This is a genomic window from Polynucleobacter bastaniensis, assembly GCF_018882205.1.
Classification (GTDB): Bacteria; Pseudomonadota; Gammaproteobacteria; order Burkholderiales; family Burkholderiaceae; genus Polynucleobacter; species Polynucleobacter bastaniensis.
This window is the reverse complement of the sequence record NZ_JACVOU010000006.1, coordinates 1-20831: the sequence shown is the minus strand read 5'-3', so window position 1 is coordinate 20831 and position 20831 is coordinate 1. Positions and strand designations below refer to the sequence as shown.

General features: G+C 46.1%; 20 protein-coding genes. 11 read left to right on the top strand and 9 right to left on the bottom strand.

From position 1 onward, the window contains the following. Positions 1-21 precede the first annotated feature (21 nt). The gene (locus ICN22_RS10830; protein ID WP_015421939.1) at positions 22-312 is read right to left on the bottom strand and encodes a co-chaperone GroES; all 291 of its coding nucleotides are present in this window, start codon (positions 310-312) and stop codon (positions 22-24) included. A gap of 318 nt (positions 313-630) precedes the next feature. Between ICN22_RS10830 and ICN22_RS10825 the strand changes: the two genes are divergently transcribed. Genes ICN22_RS10825 through dacB form a run of 4 tightly spaced genes read left to right on the top strand, consistent with a single transcriptional unit; the run spans position 631 to position 6110 of the window. Further along, positions 631-1458, top strand: coding sequence for a diguanylate phosphodiesterase (locus tag ICN22_RS10825; RefSeq protein ID WP_216171027.1), 828 nt, complete (start codon positions 631-633; stop codon positions 1456-1458). Continuing rightward, positions 1458-2081, top strand: coding sequence for a response regulator transcription factor (locus ICN22_RS10820; protein WP_046330786.1), 624 nt, complete (start codon positions 1458-1460; stop codon positions 2079-2081). Before ICN22_RS10825 ends, ICN22_RS10820 begins: the two co-directional genes overlap by 1 nt. A gap of 7 nt (positions 2082-2088) precedes the next feature. Beyond that, complete coding sequence (locus ICN22_RS10815) at positions 2089-4515, top strand: response regulator (protein WP_216171024.1); 2427 nt, start codon at positions 2089-2091, stop codon at positions 4513-4515. Between the two features lie 38 nt (positions 4516-4553). Continuing rightward, complete coding sequence (gene dacB, locus ICN22_RS10810) at positions 4554-6110, top strand: D-alanyl-D-alanine carboxypeptidase/D-alanyl-D-alanine endopeptidase (RefSeq protein ID WP_216171023.1); 1557 nt, start codon at positions 4554-4556, stop codon at positions 6108-6110. Here the strand turns inward: dacB and ICN22_RS10805 are convergent. From ICN22_RS10805 to ICN22_RS10775, 7 genes are all read right to left on the bottom strand, one after another. Further along, complete coding sequence (locus tag ICN22_RS10805; protein WP_216171021.1) at positions 6056-7150, bottom strand: L-threonylcarbamoyladenylate synthase; 1095 nt, start codon at positions 7148-7150, stop codon at positions 6056-6058. The genes dacB and ICN22_RS10805 overlap by 55 nt on opposite strands. Positions 7151-7152: 2 nt before the next feature. Next, positions 7153-8337 (bottom strand): 5-(carboxyamino)imidazole ribonucleotide synthase, encoded by a 1185-nt coding sequence (locus ICN22_RS10800; protein ID WP_216171019.1) that lies wholly within the window; start codon positions 8335-8337, stop codon positions 7153-7155. A gap of 4 nt (positions 8338-8341) precedes the next feature. Further along, entirely contained in the window at positions 8342-8836 is a 495-nt protein-coding gene (purE, locus tag ICN22_RS10795; protein WP_216171017.1) for a 5-(carboxyamino)imidazole ribonucleotide mutase, read from the bottom strand. Positions 8837-8917: 81 nt separating this feature from the next. Continuing rightward, complete coding sequence (locus ICN22_RS10790; protein WP_216171015.1) at positions 8918-9814, bottom strand: phosphoribosylaminoimidazolesuccinocarboxamide synthase; 897 nt, start codon at positions 9812-9814, stop codon at positions 8918-8920. Between the two features lie 7 nt (positions 9815-9821). After that, positions 9822-10886 carry a class II fructose-bisphosphate aldolase gene (gene fba / locus ICN22_RS10785; RefSeq protein ID WP_216171013.1) on the bottom strand — a complete coding sequence of 355 codons (1065 nt, stop codon included), beginning with the start codon at positions 10884-10886 and terminating at the stop codon, positions 9822-9824. 62 nt (positions 10887-10948) lie between these two features. Beyond that, a complete protein-coding gene (gene pyk, locus ICN22_RS10780; RefSeq protein ID WP_216171011.1) occupies positions 10949-12385 on the bottom strand; it encodes a pyruvate kinase in 1437 nt (478 codons plus the stop codon). Between the two features lie 2 nt (positions 12386-12387). Continuing rightward, entirely contained in the window at positions 12388-13599 is a 1212-nt protein-coding gene (locus ICN22_RS10775) for a phosphoglycerate kinase (protein WP_216171009.1), read from the bottom strand. A gap of 211 nt (positions 13600-13810) precedes the next feature. Here ICN22_RS10775 and ICN22_RS10770 point away from each other — a divergent pair, with 211 nt between their 5' ends. From ICN22_RS10770 to ICN22_RS10750, 5 genes are read left to right on the top strand one after another with little or no spacing between them, the layout of a single operon-like run. Continuing rightward, positions 13811-14734 carry a branched-chain amino acid transaminase gene (locus ICN22_RS10770; RefSeq protein ID WP_216171007.1) on the top strand — a complete coding sequence of 308 codons (924 nt, stop codon included), beginning with the start codon at positions 13811-13813 and terminating at the stop codon, positions 14732-14734. 14 nt (positions 14735-14748) lie between these two features. Continuing rightward, positions 14749-14940 carry a zinc-finger domain-containing protein gene (locus ICN22_RS10765; protein ID WP_216171005.1) on the top strand — a complete coding sequence of 64 codons (192 nt, stop codon included), beginning with the start codon at positions 14749-14751 and terminating at the stop codon, positions 14938-14940. Between the two features lie 45 nt (positions 14941-14985). Beyond that, the gene (gene waaF, locus ICN22_RS10760) at positions 14986-16023 is read left to right on the top strand and encodes a lipopolysaccharide heptosyltransferase II (RefSeq protein WP_216171003.1); all 1038 of its coding nucleotides are present in this window, start codon (positions 14986-14988) and stop codon (positions 16021-16023) included. A gap of 34 nt (positions 16024-16057) precedes the next feature. After that, a complete protein-coding gene (locus tag ICN22_RS10755; RefSeq protein WP_215305272.1) occupies positions 16058-16492 on the top strand; it encodes a nuclear transport factor 2 family protein in 435 nt (144 codons plus the stop codon). Positions 16493-16520: 28 nt separating this feature from the next. Next, a complete protein-coding gene (locus tag ICN22_RS10750; RefSeq protein ID WP_216171001.1) occupies positions 16521-17135 on the top strand; it encodes a DUF2946 family protein in 615 nt (204 codons plus the stop codon). Here ICN22_RS10750 and ICN22_RS10745 read toward each other — a convergent pair whose 3' ends face one another. After that, positions 17136-18854 (bottom strand): M48 family metalloprotease, encoded by a 1719-nt coding sequence (locus tag ICN22_RS10745; RefSeq protein WP_216171000.1) that lies wholly within the window; start codon positions 18852-18854, stop codon positions 17136-17138. 23 nt (positions 18855-18877) lie between these two features. Between ICN22_RS10745 and moaC the strand changes: the two genes are divergently transcribed. Together moaC and ICN22_RS10735 are read left to right on the top strand one after the other, a co-directional pair. Next, a complete protein-coding gene (moaC, locus tag ICN22_RS10740) occupies positions 18878-19351 on the top strand; it encodes a cyclic pyranopterin monophosphate synthase MoaC (protein ID WP_216170998.1) in 474 nt (157 codons plus the stop codon). A 91-nt stretch (positions 19352-19442) separates the two neighbouring features. Continuing rightward, a protein-coding gene (locus ICN22_RS10735; protein WP_439650972.1) for an IS3 family transposase occupies positions 19443-20800 on the top strand; the annotation gives its coding sequence in 2 pieces (ribosomal slippage) (positions 19443-19905 and positions 19905-20800; 1359 coding nt in all). Positions 20801-20831: the final 31 nt, after the last annotated feature.

Genomic DNA, 20831 nt, shown 5'->3' with positions numbered 1-20831 from the left:
AATTCCTTTCTTAGGTACTAATTACTTCTGTACAACAGCCATGATGTCTTCTTCGCGCATAACGAGAAGCTCATCGCTGCCGACCTTAACTGTTTGACCTGCATATTTGCCAAATAACACGCGATCGCCAACTTTGACGTCTGGTGCATTCAACTTACCGCTGTCATCACGCTTGCCTGGGCCAACTGCCAATACTTCGCCTTGATCCGGCTTTTCAGCAGCAGCATCCGGAATGATGATTCCAGAGGCAGTTTTTGATTCTTGATCTAAACGTTTAATGATTACGCGATCATGTAAAGGACGCAGATTCATTCCTTCTCCTATGTTAGTAAATGTTAACTAATTAAAAAACCAATATAAATCAATATGTTAAAGTCTCTTAACACGAAAGTAATAAGCTTTTCAGCTGAATAAGCCTGTTTTAGCACTCACGTGTAGGGAGTGCTGATTATATAGGTCTGATTCTAGGAAATTCAAGGGCAAATTCACCTTAAATTTCAAATTAGCCGTCCACTCTTTCTATAATGGAGGCAGGCAAGTAGGTGAATTCCTACACACAAATAAGCCTTAAGCCCTTACTCCTCCAATCTGTCCTGCCTAGACTGGCTATTCAATGATTGGAGAATGCTGATGAGCCCGAAATCCCGGCTGTACACGCTTGTAAAGGCTTGGAAGAACAAACCCTTCCATGAAGTACGCGATGCCTGCGGCCAGCCCTGGCTTGGCCTTAGTGGCGAAGCGCTAGAAGAACACCAATCCTGGTCCCAGCGACAAGCGATTAGTAACGAACCCATTTTTAATAGCCAAGGAACTAAGCTGACAAGCTCTTTATTTAGACCATTACTGACCGCCACCGACTCGCAGCTACTCAGATTATTCATGGAGGGCTTAGACACCATTACGTATTGGTACCGTAGCGGTCGCTTTATTCCGGGCATCTTGCCTATGCCAGCACAACATCTAGCATCCAGTAGTTTTATAGATGCCTTAAGTGACCTGATTCTGAACTCACGACTCCCTGTTGGTCTAGTGAGCTTAGGAATACACAAACTCAAGAATGCCGACTCCTTGGAATCTTGCATGGAAGGTGTATTGCGAATGCGTCGTCTGGGCGTTCTGAACCATCTGCTTGATTTTTCTGGCCCGAGCTCACAAATCCGCTGGGTAGAAGAGATCGAGCCTGAGGGCATTCATATTGAGATGGGGCAATTTCGAGCCGATGGCTTACCAAACGAAATGATTTCCCTTGGCGAGAAATTCAACACCCAAATCTATGCCAGCAATATCACTCTGGTGAAGGATTTAGAAAATGTCATGGCAATGGGGGCACACCATAGCTATGGCGGACTCATGATGCCACCAGTAAGCCGACATCAAATGCTACACATAAGCGATAGCCGTATCGCCAAGGCCATTTTTTCGCTGCACCCTCATAAAACCCAAAACGGAGACAAGTAATGAGAAAACGCGTGATGTTGGTAGATGACCATCCAGCTATGCTGATGGCATTAAAAAGTATGTTGCAAGATCAATTGCTTTTTGAGATCGCAGGACAGGCGCAGCATGGTGAAGAGTGCCTACGCTCAATCAAAGAAGTTAATCCGAATATGGTGATCCTAGATTTAGATATGCCAAAGACGGATGGCTTTGATGTCATCCGCAGGATTGGCTTGATGCATCCAGAGGTTCGTATTCTGGTGCTATCTAGCCTAGATGAAGCGGTCTATGGTGGCAGAGTACGGTCCTTGGGTGCACATGGTTTTGTGAACAAGACTGCTGGGGCAGATGTCATTTTGGCTGCCTGCGTTGCCATCTCACAGGGCTATACCTTCTTCACTCATGGGAAGAACGGCAATACCTCTCTGAGCGATAACGATAAATTAGCATTGATATCCGATCGTGAGCTACAAGTCATGAAGTATCTTGGCAAAGGCAATACCAACCAGCAGATATCAGATCTACTGCATATTAGTAATAAGACAGTAGCAACGTACAAGACCAGAGTCTTTGACAAACTAGGTATTAACAATATTGCTGATTTGATCCTGTTCTGTCGTATGAACAACATCATCGAAAGCTAAGTAGCGCATGCATCGATTCATTTTGAAAAAAGTATTCACGCTCTGCTGTATTTATGTAGGTTTGGCGCATGCCAAGCCCTTTAGTGCTTCAGAGCAATTATGGATCGATGCCCATCCAGTAGTGCGATTTAGTATTCATGAAAAATATGCGCCCTATCTCAACCCATCCACCGAACGACAGAGTATGGCTCCCTTTAAAGCTCTGCTGTCAAAAATGGAGGGGTGCACACGACAGCAATATGTACCGGTATGGAGAAAATCAGATCAAGAGGGTTTAAAGCAGCTCAGTAAAGGCGAAGTGGATTTCATGATCGATCCACCAAATATTAATAATCACATATTGAAATTTGGCTCCTTATCTGATGCTATCTTTTGGGGGCATGATGCTGTCCTCACCACGACATCAAACAGGCTAGATTCTCCTAATGCAAAGATTGCTTACTTTGATCGAGGTCTTGAAAATTCGCCCTCCAGCATGAATGGCCACAGCGAAAGTAAGCAAACGCAATCTCCCACTCGTTTAATTCAATCACTCATTAAAAATGAGATTGAGGCACTCGTCATGCCCATTCGCTTAGCACAGATACTGATTCGCGAATCCCAAAATTCAGATCTCAAGATAGATGGTTTATATAGTCGCGATCCATTTGCCTATCGCTGGCTCATCTCAGACCAAGATGCTCCTCTACACGATGTACTAAGCCACTTTTTGAATGACTTAGATCCTATTGCATCACGCCAACTTTTTGCATTCAGAGATGCATCCAAACCAAGAACCACCATACTACCGTGGCTGAGCGCTATCTTCGTCTTTATTATTGGTGGAGCAATGTTTTATCAGCTCCAAAGAAAGTATTTTCATCAGAAGCGAACTGCCTTAGAATTGCTTCACTCAAAAGAGCTAGCTGAAAAAGCGAACGCTGCTAAGTCCGCCTTTCTGGCAACCATGAGCCACGAAATTCGCACGCCGATGAATGCCATCTTGGGCGTTCAAGAGCTTTTGCTTGGTAGTGCGCAATTTCCCAAGAAAGATAAGCCTTTATTAAAAAGTGCTCAAGCTTCTGCCGAATCTCTTTTGGGCATGCTCAATCAAGTGTTAGATATTTCTAAGATTGAGGCAGGCAAACTCACTCTCAACCTAGAGCCTTGCAATCCACATCAATTGATTATGGATATTCATGCGGCATTTTCTACGGTAGCTAAGAAACAGAATTTGCTACTCCACACCACGATTGATCCCAGAATCGCTGAAGTGCTCATGATTGATTCTTTGCGTCTGCGACAAGTGTTGCAGAATTTACTTAGCAATGCGATTAAGTTCACCGCTGAAGGTGAGGTGTATTTTTCTATTAGTGTCCTCGCCGATGATCATGCTGGCCAATTACTTGAGTTCAGAGTGATTGATACTGGAGCAGGAATGGGGAGCGATCAAATCAAATTGGCCCTGCAAGCTTTTGAGCAATTACCAGCTACGCAAGAGTCTTACCTATCAGAGCAAATGAGGGGGACAGGTCTTGGGCTTACCATCACCAATCATTTAGTTAATTCTATGAACAGCCATCTTTATTTTGAGAGCGCGCCAGGCTTTGGAAGTAATGTCCACTTCTCGGTGGCCTTTCCTAGAACCAGTATTGCTGCCACACAATCTCCAGGCTTTGATTCACTCGGACCATCATCCAAGAGCTTAATCTCAAAAAGGCCAGGGCGAGCCAATTCCCTCATTCATGCTCTAGTAGTTGAAGATCACCCAGCTAGTCGACAAATTTTGTCCTTGCAGTTAGAAGCGCTTGGTATCAGTGCTTGTGTTTGTGAGAGTGCTGCTGCGGCGCTAGAGTTGATGCGAGACAATCATTTTGATCTCATGCTCACAGATCAATCTATGCCCGGAATGCAAGGCTCTGAACTAGCCAAACAAATCCGATCCCTAGGTAATCGTGACTTAATCATTATTGGCGTCACTGCAGATATTTATGCACTAGACTCTCGCCATCAATTTTTATCTTCTGGCATGAATGGCGTACTCATCAAACCTTTAAGTTTGGGGGCACTTGAGAATGAACTCATGCGCTACTTTGAATCTAGTCAAGGCTCGGCCTCTACTTCTGAGCCCTATTCGTTTGATGCTTTCTCCAATCTCATCAAAAATGATTCCCGCCAAATCATCGTGATCTTGGAGGAAATTGAGAAAGTTCACCTCGATACCCTGAATCAACTGAAATCGGACAGTAATCAAATCCTAATGGATGAAGTCTATTTTCAAAGTCTGGTTCATAAAGTCAAAGGTGGGGCACAACTGTTGGAAGCTACTGAATTTACCCATGCCTGCGAATCGCTTGAAGTTGATGGGGCACTTACAGAGCGCATTAGGAAATTTATTACCCTTCTAGAGGAGCAAAACCAAACTATTGAGGTGTACAAGAAAAAATATCGGTAGCAATGGGCTAGAGAGCACTAAGGTTTATCCTATGGGAAATGCGCACCAAATTCTTTTCGCCCACCCTCATTCGCCTGCTAGCCTTTTTTTGGGCTAGCTTGATTACCTGCCAAGCTCAATCCGTCGACCTGGTTTCCCAAAATACTGCCCTTCAGTATATTCCGAAGGCGGTAGCCGCCAGTCTTGAAAAGAGCCAGCTCCCTAAAGAAGCAATCAGCATTTCAGTAGTAGAAATAGAGCCAGGCCAGCCAGGGAAAATAACTTCAAAAACAAATGTGGACTGGCGTTCGAAGCAGGCGATGAATCCTGCATCCACCATGAAACTGCTCACCACACTCACTGGTCTAGATGTACTGGGACCGCAATATCGTTGGCGTACAAATATCTATACCGATGGGCTTATTCGTCAGGGCACTCTCAAAGGTAATCTGTATTTGCAAGGTACCGGTGATCCAAAGCTAGTCCCCGAAGAATTAGCCAAAATGATGAAGGCATTGCAAAATCTGGGGATTCAGAAAATTAATGGTAATTTATTTTTTGATAGAAGTGCCTATGCCCCCGATGTTATGGAACACAACACTATTGATGGCGAATCGCTGCGTGCCTATAACGTACCACCCGATCCCCTGCTGTACGCTTTTAGAACGCTTTCATTTCAACTAGGCAAATCGCGAACTGCAGACTTTATTGACATAAGCTACACACCGCCACTATCCCAGCTCAAAGTGATCAATCAAATGCAATTGGTCGATCAATCCTGCGATAACTGGAAAAGTAATATTCGCTTTAACTTAGATCCGGAGAACGATGGAGCAAGCACTAACCAACTTCTGACTGCCCAATTTTCGGGTAGCTTTCCAAAAGGCTGTAAGGGAGTGGGCTATAACGTCGTTGCTTTGGATGCGAATACCTTTTTCACGCAAGGCTTCGCCGCAGCTTGGGAGTTAGCTGGTGGCACTTGGACTCAAGCACCTATCGGACAGTCTGGCACCGTCCCCCTAGCAGCTCGACTACTACTGCAGTTTGAGGGTATTCCTCTAGCTGAGGACGTACAAGACATTAACAAGTTTTCCAATAATGTTATGGCCAGACAATTAATGCTGACCTTGGCTTTAGAGAAGATGGGTAAGCCTGCAAGTACTAAAAATGGCGAGCTCGTAATTCAGAGTTGGCTAAAAGGATTAGGGCTTCAGTTTCCAGAACTTGTCATTGAAAATGGCTCAGGCCTATCTCGTAATGAAGCAATCTCTGCGGAACATATGACGCAGTTATTAGTTACAGCTCGCAATTTATCCGTAGCGGATACCTTTTACAACAGCCTGCCAATTGCAGGTACAGATGGCACAATGAAAAATCGTCTAATGACACATTTACGAAAATTTCTATATCTGAAGAAAAAGCCTGAGGCTCGTATCAAAACAGGGGCGCTTGTAGACGTTAGAGCAATATCAGGCTATGTGATAAGTAAGTCTGGAAGGATGTATGCGGTGACCTCTTTCATAAACCACCCTAATGCCTTGAGAGGTTTAGATGCGCATGATCAACTACTGGCGTGGTTACTCAATGATGGTCCAGAGCCAAAACACGCGCGCTGAAGTCGATCACGAACACCATCCCACTCCTCGCCTGCTGGCGGCTCCGGAAACAAAATGAGATCCCAAGCCTGTTGATCCAAATCACGCAGAGAACGATATAAACGACTTGCAAAGGCAGCGCTATCACTGGGCACAAGAAACTCTTCAAAATGTACTGATGGATGCCCATCGTCACCTAATGAAGAATCTGAATCCCAAACCGCAACTGCCGCCCGTGACTTGATGTCTGGGAACTCACTCAGAGCATCTAGGACTCTGCCTGGTGCATACATTCTTAATGGAGTAGTCGGGGCGTAATGGGCACGCAGACTACCAGAGACCCGCGGCGTATCACCGCCCTGCTTTGTTGAACTACTTTCACCAGGTAGATAGACTTTGATACCCGTCTTAGAAAGAATTTCTCCTGGAGTAATGAGTCCTGGGCGCAATAAAACTGGGTGATCGCCAGAAGATAAATCAAGGATGGTCGACTCAATACCCACTTCGCAATCGCCGCCGTCCAAAATCATGAGATCCAGTATGCCTTCAAACTCGCTGCGCACATCAGCAGCACTGGTCGGCGATACCTTACCAAAACGATTGGCGGAAGGAGCAACCACTCCGCCTTTAAATTTACGGAGTAACTCTTGTGCAATCGGGTGAGCCGGCGCCCGAATGGCTACCGTATCTTGACCACCAGTCAGTTCACTCAAAACGCTTTTATCTTTCTTAAAAACTAAGCTTAGTGGACCTGGCCAAAAAGTATTAATCAACTTTAATGCATCTTCCGATAAATCCCTTACCCACGGCGCTAGTACTGGTACCCAATCCACTTGAGCCTGATCGAACTTATCAGGCGCCGCTAAGTGAACAATAAGTGGGTGATTTGAGGGTCTACCTTTGGCAGTAAAAATTTGTTTGATGGCATCAGGGTTCTTTGCATCTGCCCCTAAGCCATAAACGGTCTCAGTCGGAAACGCGACCAAGCCACCATCTCGCAAAGTTTGTACTGCTTCGTTAATTACCGCAGATGAATGCAGTGCGCTACTGTCACTGGACATTGCTAGGGCTCGATCCCTAATTCAACTGCGACGGCTGCGCAATTTTGACGTGCCTGGTTAAGCGATTCACCTAAGCAATTGATATGACCCATCTTACGACCCATGCGTGGATCGGATTTACCGTAGAGATGTAGCTTGGCATCTGGATGAGCAAGCACCTTATCCCAAGCAGGCTCTCTTGTCTTATCTTCGCTGCCTTCGTACCAAAGATCTCCCAAGAGATTGAGCATCGAGACTGGTGCTAGCAAGCGGGTATCGCCCAAAGGTAAGCGAGCCATACTCCTGACTTGTTGTTCAAACTGACTGCCGACACAAGCATCCATAGTGTAGTGGCCTGAGTTGTGGGGACGTGGAGCGATTTCATTGGCAACGATGTCGCCACTCTTGAGCACAAAAAACTCCACACACAACACACCCACGTAATCAATCTTACGAATGAGCGCTTTAGCGGCTTCAATAATTTTTTTCTCTTGGGCAGGCTTCAGTGATGGGGCCGGCACAGTTGAGGTATGCAGGATACCGTCACGATGAATATTCTGAGATACGGGGTAAGCTACTACCGCATCGTCGTACCCGCGCACTACCAAAGCAGATACTTCAAAATCCAAATCCATGCGCTTTTCAAGAACACAAGGCACCTTACCCAATTCGGCCCAAGCACTTACTAGATTGGCAGAATCATAAACAGTGATTTGACCTTTACCGTCGTAACCCATGCGAGCTGTTTTTAGAATGCCGGGAAATAGGTCTGCAGGAACATGTGCAATATCTGCATCATGCTCAAGCACAAAGTAAGGCGCAGGACCAATATTGGTTTCTGTTTTCCAGGTAGCCAAGAATTTTTTCTCAGCTACGCGATTTTGTGCCAAAGATACACAACTACTGCGAGGTGCTACAAAAACGCCTAAAGATTCGAGTTCGTCTAAGGCCTGTGCAGGAACATTTTCAAATTCAGTGCTGACCGATTTGCATAAGGCGGCCATTTCTTTTAGGGCAGCAGAGTCGATGTAATCAGCTTGAATAAATTTTTCTGCAATGGAGCCAGCCGGACTATCGGACCCAGGATCTAGAACGCAGACCTTGTAGCCCATCGCTTGAGCAGCTTGTGTGAACATCCGCCCTAATTGACCGCCACCTAAAATGCCTAAATACGAGCCCGGCAAGATGGGCTCCAAACGATCTACCATCTGATTAATATCCCGGTAAATTCATGGAGCGTGCAGTATCGGACTGCTTTACACGAAACTCTTCCAGCTGCTTTGCTAAAGCAGGATCATTGACTGCTAAATTGGCAATGACATGTAAGGCTGCATTTGCAGCCCCAGCCTCACCAATCGCAAACGTCGCTACCGGAACACCTTTAGGCATTTGTACAATGGAATAAAGAGAATCTTCGCCACGTAAATATTTGCTAGCAACTGGCACGCCATAAATCGGAATAATTGTTTTTGATGCCAGCATGCCCGGCAAATGCGCAGCACCACCAGCACCAGCAATAATCGCCTTGAGGCCATTTTTAGAGGCATTTTCTGCATAGGCAAACATATCATCTGGCATACGATGAGCGGAAACCACCTTAGCCTCGTGAGCAATACCAAATTGCTCAAGCATTTGAGCGGCATGCTGCATGGTGTCCCAATCTGAATTGGATCCCATTACTATTCCGACTTCTGGCTTTTTGCTCATTGACCTCTCCAAATGCCCTGATTTACATCGTTAATCTATCTGAGACCATATTATCCCAGCCTTTTTAGGGCTTGATAGAAATTAGGCCTTAGTTAAGCGAGCGAGGGCTTCGCGGTACTTTTCCGCTGTTTTATCAATCACATCAACCGGCAAGGCAGGTGCTGGGGCTGTTTTAGTCCAAGGCTTACCATCAACCATCGCTGTTTCGAGCCAGTCCCGCACAAATTGCTTGTCATAGGAAGGGGGGTTTGCGCCCACATAGTAGGTTTCCGCAGGCCAAAAACGGGAAGAATCGGCAGTGAGGATTTCATCCATCAAGACCAACTGACCGGCGTCATCTAGGCCAAATTCAAACTTGGTATCAGCAATGATGATTCCGCGAGTCGCGGCATATTCAGAAGCTTCTTTATACAAACGAACACTAACCTCACGAATTTGATTGGCTAACTTCTCACCAATCATTTCGATCACTTTGTCAAAAGAGATATTTTCATCATGCTCACCCATTTCTGCTTTTGCAGCAGGTGTAAAGATAGGCTCAGGTAACTTCTGCGCATTTTCAAGACCGGCTGGTAATGCAATACCACAGACCTTGCCAGTTTCTTTGTAATCCTTCCAACCGCTACCAGCCAAATAACCGCGCACCACTGCTTCGACCAAAATTGGCTTGAGGCGTTTAGCCACTACCGCACGGCCTTTGACCTGATCAAGCTCATCTGCAGGCACTACGCTTTCAGGATCAATACCGGTCAAATGATTCGGAATCACTTTAGCCAACTTCTCAAACCAAAAGTTCGCCATTTGATTGAGCACAATTCCCTTCTCAGGAATGGGCTGCCCCATCACTACGTCAAAGGCAGATAGGCGATCTGTGGTAACCATGAGTAACTTGTCATCACCCAGTGCGTATACATCACGTACCTTTCCCTTAGAAAGCAAAGGGAGTGACTTAATAGAAGTAGCGTACAAAGCAGGCATCTTTAACTCACTTCACGATCTGGGCTAATTTGCCAATCTTATACAGCTCAGCCATTTTTTCTAAAGGGATTGGCTTAATTTTGGATGCTTGACCTGCACAACCAAAAGCATTAAAGCGCGCAATACAAACCTTTTTAGCCGCTTCACGTGCAGGCTTGAGATAATCACGTGGATCAAACTTGCTTGGATTCTCAAACAAATAACGGCGGATAGCGCCCGTCATCGCCAAACGAATATCGGTATCAATATTGATCTTACGTACACCGTTCTTAATACCCTCTTGAATTTCTTCAACAGGCACGCCGTAAGTTTCTTTCATATCGCCACCAAACTCACGAATCTCAGCGAGCAACTCTTGTGGAACACTAGATGAACCATGCATGACTAGGTGAGTATTGGGAATACGGGTATGAATTTCTTTAATACGCTCGATTGCCAAAATGTCGCCAGTCGGCTTCTTGGTAAATTTATAGGCTCCATGGCTAGTACCGATCGCAATGGCTAAGGCATCACATTGAGTAGCTTTTACAAAGTCAGCCGCTTGCTCAACGTCCGTCAATAACTGCTCACGCGTCATCTTGCCGTCTGCACCATGACCATCCTCCTTGTCACCCTGCATGGTTTCTAGCGAACCCAAAACGCCTAACTCAGCTTCAACGGTAACTCCGATGGAGTGGGAGAACTTGACCACTTCTCTAGATACATCAACGTTGTATTCATAGCTGGCAACAGTCTTACCATCAGCCTCTAAGGAGCCATCCATCATCACACTAGTAAAGCCACTCTTGATAGCAGCCATACATACTGCTGGACTTTGGCCATGATCTTGATGCATCACAACTGGAATATGGGGATAAGCCTCAACTGCAGCAGAAATCAAATGACGTAGGAATGATTCACCAGCATATTTACGAGCACCAGCAGAAGCTTGCATGATGACTGGGGAATCTGCTTCATGAGCAGCTTCCATGATCGCCGTTACCTGCTCCAAGTTGTTAACGTTAAATGCTGGTAAGCCATAACCGTTTTCAGCAGCATGATCCAAGAGTTGTCGTAAAGATACTAAAGCCATGATGGTTTCTTAATTAAAAATGTTAGTGATAAATAGTTTGAACACAAATCGTAAAAAATGAATTACTTCACCTGAATAATCTTGAGTGAATTCGTACCACCTGGCTCGCCCATAGGCTCACCAGAGGTTAGGACAACTACGTCGCCCTTCTTCACCGCGCCCATCTTTTTCAAGCAATCTTCTACTTCCTGCAATGCGGTATCACGATGCTTGGTGTAATCCAAACCAATGGGAAATACATTGCGGTAAGTACTTAAGGCACGCTGAGTAGTAATCTTTGAAGTCAAAGCAAAAATAGGTAAATGGATATTGTGGCGACTCATCCAAACCGCGGTAGATCCAGAGTCTGTCAAGGCGGCAATCGCATTGGCATTGAGGTGATGCGCTGTAAACAGGGCGCCCAAAGCAATCGTTTGATCAATACGTGAGAAGGTTTGATCCAAGAAATCCGTATCCAGTTTTACTCGATCTGACTTTTCGGCTTCAACACAAATCTCAGCCATGGCCTTGATAGTTTGTACCGGGTAGTTACCGGCAGCAGATTCTGCAGACAGCATGACTGCATCTGTGCCATCTAACACTGCATTAGCTACGTCACTCACCTCAGCGCGGGTAGGCACTGGAGCATTAATCATAGACTCCATCATTTGCGTAGCAGTGATCGTAAATTTATCAGCCTCAAGTGCGAGTTTGATCATGCGCTTTTGCAAAGCAGGAACGGCTGCGTTACCAACCTCAATGGCTAGATCGCCGCGTGCAACCATGATGCCATCACTCTCCGCGATGATGCTTTTGAGAGCTTCAATTTCAATAGCTTCAGCGCGTTCCACTTTAGCGATCGTGCGAACCTTACCAACGCCATGCTTTGCGCTAGCGGCATCGGCCAGCTTACGGGCATAGGTCATGTCAGCACCATCTTTTGGAAAACTAATCGCCAGAAAATCTACGCCCATCGCAATCGCTGCATCCAAATCGGCAATATCTTTTTCTGTTAGTGCTGGTGCAGTCAAGCCACCGCCAGCACGGTTAATACCTTTATTATTTGAGAGTGGGCCACCTTGCTCTACCAGGGTAAAGATTTCTCCGCCTTTCACACTCTCGACCCGAAGAACAACTAAGCCATCATTTAATAAGAGTCGGTCACCTGGCCTAACATCTTGTGGCAACTCTTTGTAATCCAAGCCTACGCGCTCTTGATTGCCAAGCTCACAATCAACATCCAGAATAAATTGCGCGCCTTCTTTAAGAAGAATTTTGCTGTCGACAAATTTACCCACACGAATTTTGGGGCCCTGTAGATCGGCCATAATGCCAACCTCTTTGCCCAATTCTGCGGAAATACTACGCACCAAATCGTGACGCGCTTTATGGTCTGCAACCGTGCCATGAGAAAAGTTCATTCTTACAACATCAACACCGGCACGAATCATCTCGCGCAATACTTCAGGCTTTTCTGATGCAGGTCCTAATGTGGCAATGATTTTAGTTGCTCTCAACATATTTAGTCTTTCGCTCTTTCGGCTAATACTGCAAAGGCTGGCAAGGTTTTACCTTCTAAGAATTCCAAGAAAGCGCCACCGCCAGTAGAGATGTAATCCACTTGATTTTCAATACCGTACTTCGTAATCGCCGCTAAGGTATCGCCGCCACCAGCAATCGAAAATGCGGGTGAATGGGCAATCGCTGCTGCCAACATCTTAGTACCACCGCCAAACTGATCAATCTCAAATACACCCAATGGGCCATTCCATACAATCGTGCCAGCGTGCGCCAGCATGGTAGATAAACGTGCTGCAGTCTTAGGACCAATATCCAAAATCATATCGTCATCAGCCACTTGATCGGCAGCAACACGATTTGCACGTGCTAATGGAGAAAGTTCGTTTGCAACAACGACATCTTCAGGTATCGGAACATGCGCACCACGCTTTTCCATCATCTCCATGATTTCTCGAGCTTCATTAAGCAAATCTGGCTCTGCTAATGATTTACCAATAGGTAAACCTTTAGCCAGCATAAAAGTATTGGCAATGCCGCCACCCACAATCAACTCATCCACCTTGTCAGCTAAAGCCTTGAGAATAGTGAGCTTCGAAGATACTTTAGATCCTGCCACAATTGCTACCAATGGGCGCTTTGGACTTGCCAGGGCACGACTCAAGGCATCTAACTCCGCTGCCATCAAAGGACCCGCGCAGGCAATCGGCGCATATTTGGCTACGCCATTCGTAGTTGCTTCAGCCCGGTGAGCAGTACCAAAAGCATCGTTGACATACACATCACACAAAGCAGCAATCTTTTTGGCTAAGTCATCATTATTCTTTTTCTCGCCCACATTCAGGCGACAGTTTTCCAGTAGTACTAACTCGCCTGGATTGACCTCAAAATTACCGCCTACCCAATTACTTATCAAAGGAACTTTACGATTCAAGAGTGTGGCAATTCGGTCGGCCACTGGAGCCAAACTATCTTCGGGTTTAAATTCGCCTTCAGTTGGACGTCCCAAGTGGGAGGTCACCATTACTGCTGCACCAGCATCCAAACACATTTGTACTGCCGGCATGGACGCTTTAATCCGAGTGTCTTCCGTAATATTACCCACATCATCCTGAGGAACATTGAGGTCGGCACGGATCAATACCCGTTTTCCCTTGAGAAGGCCTGCTGCAGCTAGTTCACTAAGGCGCTTTACTTTAAAGAGGGTTTCCGGCATGAGAATAGGCAAATGGAGTGGTTTATTGGGAATGCTCCATTCTAAATCGTCTGAGCTTTAAACCCCAAAGGAATTGGACTACCCCACCTCGCTCCCTGCTCTACAATAAAGGCTGAGACGTATTCTAGGCCTTGGGGCTCCCTACTGGCTTGGCACCCTGTTTTACCGAATTGAATCACCCGATTTATTAAATATCTAAAAGGTAGAGAAAATGTCGATGTCTGACCGCGATGGCTTTATTTGGTCCGATGGGAAGTTAGTTCCCTGGCGTGAGGCCAATGTTCACGTGCTAACCCACAGCCTTCATTACGGAATGGGGGTATTTGAGGGTATTCGTGCCTACAAAACTCCCCAAGGTACCGCCATTTTTCGCCTTCCAGAGCACGTTAAGCGTCTATTCAACGGAACTAAGATTTTCCAGATGAATATGCCTTGGACTCCTGAACAGATCAGTGGCGGCATTATTGAGGTCGTCAACAGCAATAAGCTGGAAGCTTGCTATATCCGACCAATTATCTTTATCGGCTCCCAAAAACTGGGTATCTCTCCAAAAGGTAATAGCATTCATACGGCGATCGCTGCCTGGGAATGGGGTGCTTATTTGGGTGAAGACGGTCTCAATAAGGGCATCCGCGTTAAAACCTCCTCATTTACCCGCCATTTTGTGAACTCATCACTAGTTCGCGCTAAGGCTTCCGGTTACTACATCAACTCCATTTTGGCTAACCAAGAAGTAACAGCTAATGGCTACGATGAAGCCCTCCTACTTGATACAGAAGGTTATGTATCCGAAGGTTCTGGCGAAAATATCTTTATCGTGAATAACGGCATTATTTATACTCCAGATCTAGCCTCTTGTTTAGACGGCATTACTCGCAACTCCATCATCCAAATCGCCAAAGATCTTGGCTACGAATTGCGTGAGAAGCGGATTACTCGAGATGAAGTGTACTCAGCAGATGAGGCTTTCTTCACTGGTACTGCCGCTGAAGTAACGCCTATTCGCGAATTAGATGACCGCACCATTGGTGACGGTAAGCGTGGTCCGATTACCGAGCAAATCCAGAAGACTTACTTTGATGCGGTCTACGGCAGAAGCGATCAATACAAGTCCTGGCTAACTTATGTTAAGTAATTGGAAATCAGATCATGAGTGAAGCTCAAGTTGTAATGGTTGATGGCAATAAAGACTTGCCCTTACATTGCCCAACCAATAAAACCCCTAGCTGGAATTCACATCCACGTGTATTTCTCGATGTAGCTAAAACGGGTGAAGCTAAGTGCCCTTACTGCGGCACTGAGTACAAACTCACTCCCGGTACCGAGCCCCACGGGCACTAAGCCAAGCAGCACCCCTAAGCCGGGTGCTGTGTCGGGATACCTCATATGAATCGTATTCTGATCGTCGCCCCCAATTGGATTGGTGATGCTGTGATGTCCCAGCCGCTGCTGGCGAATCTCAAAGCAATTTACCCGCAGTCACAGATTGATGTTTTAGCAAGCCCTTGGGTCGCCCCTATCTATCGTGCCTGCTCAGAAGTTCATCAAGTCATTGAAGCGCGACTGGAGCATAAACAATTGCAATGGGGCTTACGTAAGCAACTAGCAAAGCAACTTGAGTTGAATCAATACGCTGCCTGCTTTGTTTTACCCAATAGCTTGAAGTCTGCCCTTATTCCTTGGCTTGCTAATATTCCCTTTCGCATAGGCTATCAGGGTGAGATGCGCTTTGGACTGATTAATCTTGCTCTAGATAATCCGAGTAAAGTGAATCGCCCACCGATGGCGAACCATTACCTTGCACTTGCTAATGTGCTGGAGCACTCACAAGAGATTGATACCAGCCAGCCAGCAGATCCTAAACTCAATATTTCACCTGCAGCCAAAGAATCAATTGGTGCCAAGTTACGAGCAGCATCGATCAAGGAAAAATCAATCTACGTACTTTGCTCAGGCGCTGAATACGGCACAACAAAACGCTGGCCTGCCGATCACTTCGCCACTCTCGCACAGCAGTTAATCGTAAATGAGCCAGATGCTCATGTGATTCTTCTTGGTAGTGAAGGCGATCATGCTTTAGGCGAGAACATTCGGATCGTGGCAATGAATGACTTACAAATACACAACTGGTGCGGCAAGACTTCACTAGACGAAGCAATTGCACTCATTGGGATGAGCAAGGCGCTTGTTAGTAATGACTCGGGCTTAATGCATATTGGTGCCGCTTTAAAAGTTCCGCAGGTCGCTATTTTTGGCTCAAGCGATCCACATCATACGCCACCACTGTCCAATAAAGCTAAAGTACTTTGGCTCAATCTACCTTGTAGCCCATGCCATAAAAGAGAGTGTCCACTAGGTCACCTCAAATGCTTAAAAGATATTTTGCCCGCCACCGTATTAGATGCCATTCAAACACACCAATAATTTTGTAGCGCTACACATCACCAGAAAGTAAGCCATGTCAAAACTAGCCAGACTTTTTCATAATGCCGATGAAGTGGTGGATGCTTGGCGTGATGCCTTAAAAAATCGAGACGTCAAAGGGGCCCTGGCAATCTGGTTAGACGATGACTCAATTACTTGCGTACTTCCAGAAGGCCAGCGCCTCAGTGGTCATGCAGAAATTCGGGACGGCCTAGAGCGCCTCTTAGCCAAGCAAGCCCTTTTTCTAGAGCCGATTGCCTGCATTAGTCACTCTGTTTTAGGAGCAGCTGTCTACGACACTACCGAGGCTGTTCACATCCGACCCGATCAAATTGAAGCAGCATTCTTTCTGAATATCACCTTGGTTCTTCTGCAAGATAGTCAAGGCTGGCGGATTGCACATCTTCATGCCAGCCACTCCACCGAGGATACGTTTGATGCGCCCTCAACTCCACATGGACTGCATTAACTAGCAATGCCATACAGATTGCTGTCTCATGGATGATCAAGTACTTCGATCGCTAATCAAGTGGCCTAATGTCCCGCACTGCTTTGGCTGGCTAGCACTTGATCGTCGCGGTCAATGGCGTATGCGTGATGAGTTTGCCCAAGCCAATCAACTGGCCGGAAATGTGATTAGGCATGTAGCCCTCAATGAATTTATTTCCAGGAATTATGCGCACGACTCTTTGGGTAGATATTTTTTCCAAAATGGCCCTCAAAGAGTTTTCATCACACTAGACGCCACGCCATACATTACTAGAATTATTCCAACTGAAAGCGGCCTTCAACTACTAACCCAATGCGGCACAGAGATAAAACCGCAGAGTGCTCTGAGTGATGAAAAAGGCAATATCTACATCACAGGATTGATTCAACAATCACTTTCTGATCAAATCGATGGAGCGGCATTTACTAAAACAGAGTCGCTATCCGTCGCACTATTACACGATCATGATTTAGATCTATTCTCAGATCAGTCCAAAGTGATTGAGGATGCCTGTAGCTTTAGGGGCTCTTGGCAATGGCAAGGTAATCAACTGCCCATTGAACCTCTTCACTCCGCTGAATTAGCTAGTCGCTTTAATTTCGTCAAAATACCAAACAATTAATTAGCTTGGCATATTCTTGCCCTGCTCCTTCAATTCCTCTTGATATTGCTTTTGCATTTCACGAAGACGCGCATCAATGCTAGAAGCCTGATAGAAATCCGCGCCACCGGAAGATCTCGCAATCTTGAGTTGCTCAATCGCCGATGGCCATGCACCCTCAAGCGCATACTTTTCTCCAAGAGCGTAATGCCGTAGCGGCACATTTTTAGCCTGATCATAGGCATTCGAAAGCATGCTCCACCAAACTACTTCATTGGGTTGTAATCTAGTGCGCGCCTTTAACCAAGCAATGGCGTCATTCGTACGACCTAGTTTCAGATACGCATTCATCATTGCTGCACCGGCAGCATAGGATTGTGGGAACGCTTTTAAGGTAGTTTGAGCAATTTGTAAAGCCTCATCACCTTTACCTCTAGCTAATGCCAACTCGGAAGCTGTAATGTCTAAGGAGAGGCTTTGGCGCAGAATGGGTGATCCTGGCGCGCTAACGCTATTCGCTAAGTTGCGTGCTTGTTGTAAATAACTTGAAGCTTGATCGAGCTTACCCTGCTTTAGCGCAACGAGCGCAAGCCCATAAAGACCTTCCATTTGTTTGCCAGGGGCTGCCTGTTTACTCAAACCCTCAAAGGTATTTTTTAAGTCGTACATCTGGCCAGAACTTCCAGATTGCTCCATGCGAGCACGCGCTTTGATGAAATAAAATTCCACTGCTGTAGGTACATTTCTGTTGGCGATATTACGAGTACGATCTTGCATATCCGCAATACGATCCGTTGTTAATGGATGGGTGCGTACATAAGATGGCACCCCACTATCCATAATGCCCGTCGCCTTTTGCAGGCGCTGGAAAAAACCTGGAGCACCATTAACGTCATAGCCACTCTCCGCGAGAATCTGAAAGCCAATACGATCAGCCTCGCGCTCAGCATCTCTTGAGTAAGAGAGTTGATTATTGATGGCTACTGCTTGACCACCCTGCATGAGCCCAGAAGCAGCGCCTGGATTACGTGATGCAGCTAAGGCACCCAACAATATGCCAGCAAGGGCAATCATTGTATTGGTAGTCTGCCTATCCATCTGGCGAGCCAAATGACGTTGTAAAACATGACCGGTCTCATGACCCATAACAGAAGCAACTTCTGAATCTGTTTCAGCACTAACTAGCAATCCTGTATGAAAACCAATAAATCCTCCAGGTAATGCAAATGCATTAATGCTGCTGTCTTTAACAGCGAATACCTCAAAGTTATAAGCACCACTACCCTGCTCATTAGCCCCGCCCAATTGCAGACGTTTTGCTGCCTGTAATAAGCGTCGCTCCATTTGATTTAAATAATCATAAATCGGCAAATCATTTGAATAATCCGCATCCGGCCGAATCTGGCGCATGATCATTTCGCCATACTTTTTCTCATCCATGCGACTCAAGCTATCACCACCGGGATCCCCCATATCGGGGAGTACAAAACTGGGCTGGCTCAGGGGTGCATTGCGAGGTGGCAAGTTTGCGGAGCGGGCATCAGGCGACTGGACCGCTCTACCCAAGTTTTGCAGGGCGGCTGACTCTCCTTGTACCGATACATCCCCCGTCATGGAGGAAGGTGCAGGTCCAGCCGCATAGACGAAACCAGCACTTGGCCAGGCCAAGCTCAGAATGAGCTGAGCAGCCAAAATTCGCTTAAAAAACGATATGCCCCTTGGTGTCTTTATGACTTGCATCCCTATATGGTAAAACTTATCCCATGAACAAACTAACTCATTTTGATGCAAGTGGCCAAGCCCATATGGTCAACGTTGGTGATAAGCCTAATACCCACCGAATTGCTGTTGCTACTGGCAAGATCACCATGCTCCCAGAGACCTTTGGCATGATTGAAGCAGGTACCCATAAAAAAGGTGATGTTTTGGGCATTGCCCGAATAGCTGGTATTCAGGCATCCAAAAAGACATCCGACCTGATACCGCTTTGCCATCCTCTAGCCCTGACACACGTTAGCCTGGAGTTTGATCTAAATAAAGATACCAGCAGCATTACCTGCCAAGTGAGAGCCGAAACCACTGGCCCCACAGGAGTGGAAATGGAAGCCCTCACCGCAGTCCAAGTCGCCCTCCTCACAATCTACGATATGGCCAAAGCTGTTGATAGGGGCATGGTGATAGGTGATGTCAACCTGCTAGAGAAGAGTGGCGGTAAGTCTGGGGAGTGGAAAGCTTAATAGATTCGCTTCACCATGCAAATAATTAAGCCACCCTATGAACTGACCCCCAAAAGTTGGACGTTATGTCCAACCAAGGGGGTTTTGTTTTATGAGCAAGTACAGCAAGCAGTTCAAGCTAAAGGTGGTTAAAGAGTTTTTAGAGTCAGGCGGTCTTAAGCGGGTAAGTCACCTATTTGAGATCAGTCACTCAGATGTCCGCAAATGGGCCTTAGCTTATCAAGCACATGGCCATAGCGGCCTCAATCCCAGATACCAACGCTATCCCCAGCAGTTCAAACTGCAGGTGCTCGAGTACATGGCTGTGCATCAGATATCAGCTAGGCCAGCTGCTGCCCACTTTGGGATTGGTAGTATGGGTTCGATTTTGCAATGGCAAAAACTCTACAATGAAGGCGGTATTACAGCCCTTGCCAATCGACAGAGAGGACAACCGCCTATGTCCCAATTTAATATCAAAGCATTACTCAAAAAGCCTATCTCAGAACTCACGCCGGCAGAGTTGCGACGACGTTTGGAGTATGCCGAAACGGAGGCTGCCTACTTAAAAAAGTTAGAAGCCTTAGCTCAGAGCAAAGCAGCAAAAGAGAGCAAGCCCAAGTAATTACTGAGCTAAGGCCGCATTACCGTTTACTAGATTTACTACTCATCGCCAAAATGGCTAAAAGCGTTTACTACTACTGGCTTAAAGCCAGTAGTAGTCATGAACCCGATCCTTATGAGTTGGCTAAAGATCGCATTACCCAGATCTTTAATGCCCACCAGGGGCGTTATGGCTATCGGCGGGTGCATTTAGAGCTGCGCAATCAACGGCAATATTTAAACCACAAGACAGTACAAAAGCTCATGACTCAGCTAGGACTTAAATCGACTGTGAGGCCTAAGCGATACCAGTCCTTTAAGGCGAATATTGGTAAAGCGGCTCCCAATTTATTAGAGCGTAACTTTGGAGCAAGCAAGCCTAATCAAAAGTGGGTGACCGATGTCACCGAGTTCAATATCAAGGGTGAGAAGGTGTATCTCTCACCGATCTTAGATTTATATAACCTAGAGATCGTCTCCTATGAGATTGCTGATCGGCCACAGATTAGCTCAGTGATGCAGATGCTCAAAAGCGCATTTAAACAACTGGGGCTAAAAGATAAACCCATGTTGCACTCAGATCAGGGCTGGCAATATCAGATGGGGCTTTATCAACAGGCATTAAAGAAACAAGGTATTACCCAAAGCATGTCTAGAAAAGGTAATTGCTTAGATAACGCGGTGATGGAAAACTGGTTTGGGATTATGAAGACCGAGTTCTTTTACCGAAAGAAGTTTGAAAGTGTTCAATCCTTTAAGGCGCAGCTAAAGGAATACATCCATTACTACAACCATGATCGGATCAAACAAAAACTAAAGGGATTGAGCCCGGTGCAATACCGAACTCAATCCCTCGTGCTAACCTAACTAAACTGTCCAACTTTATGGGGTCAGTTCA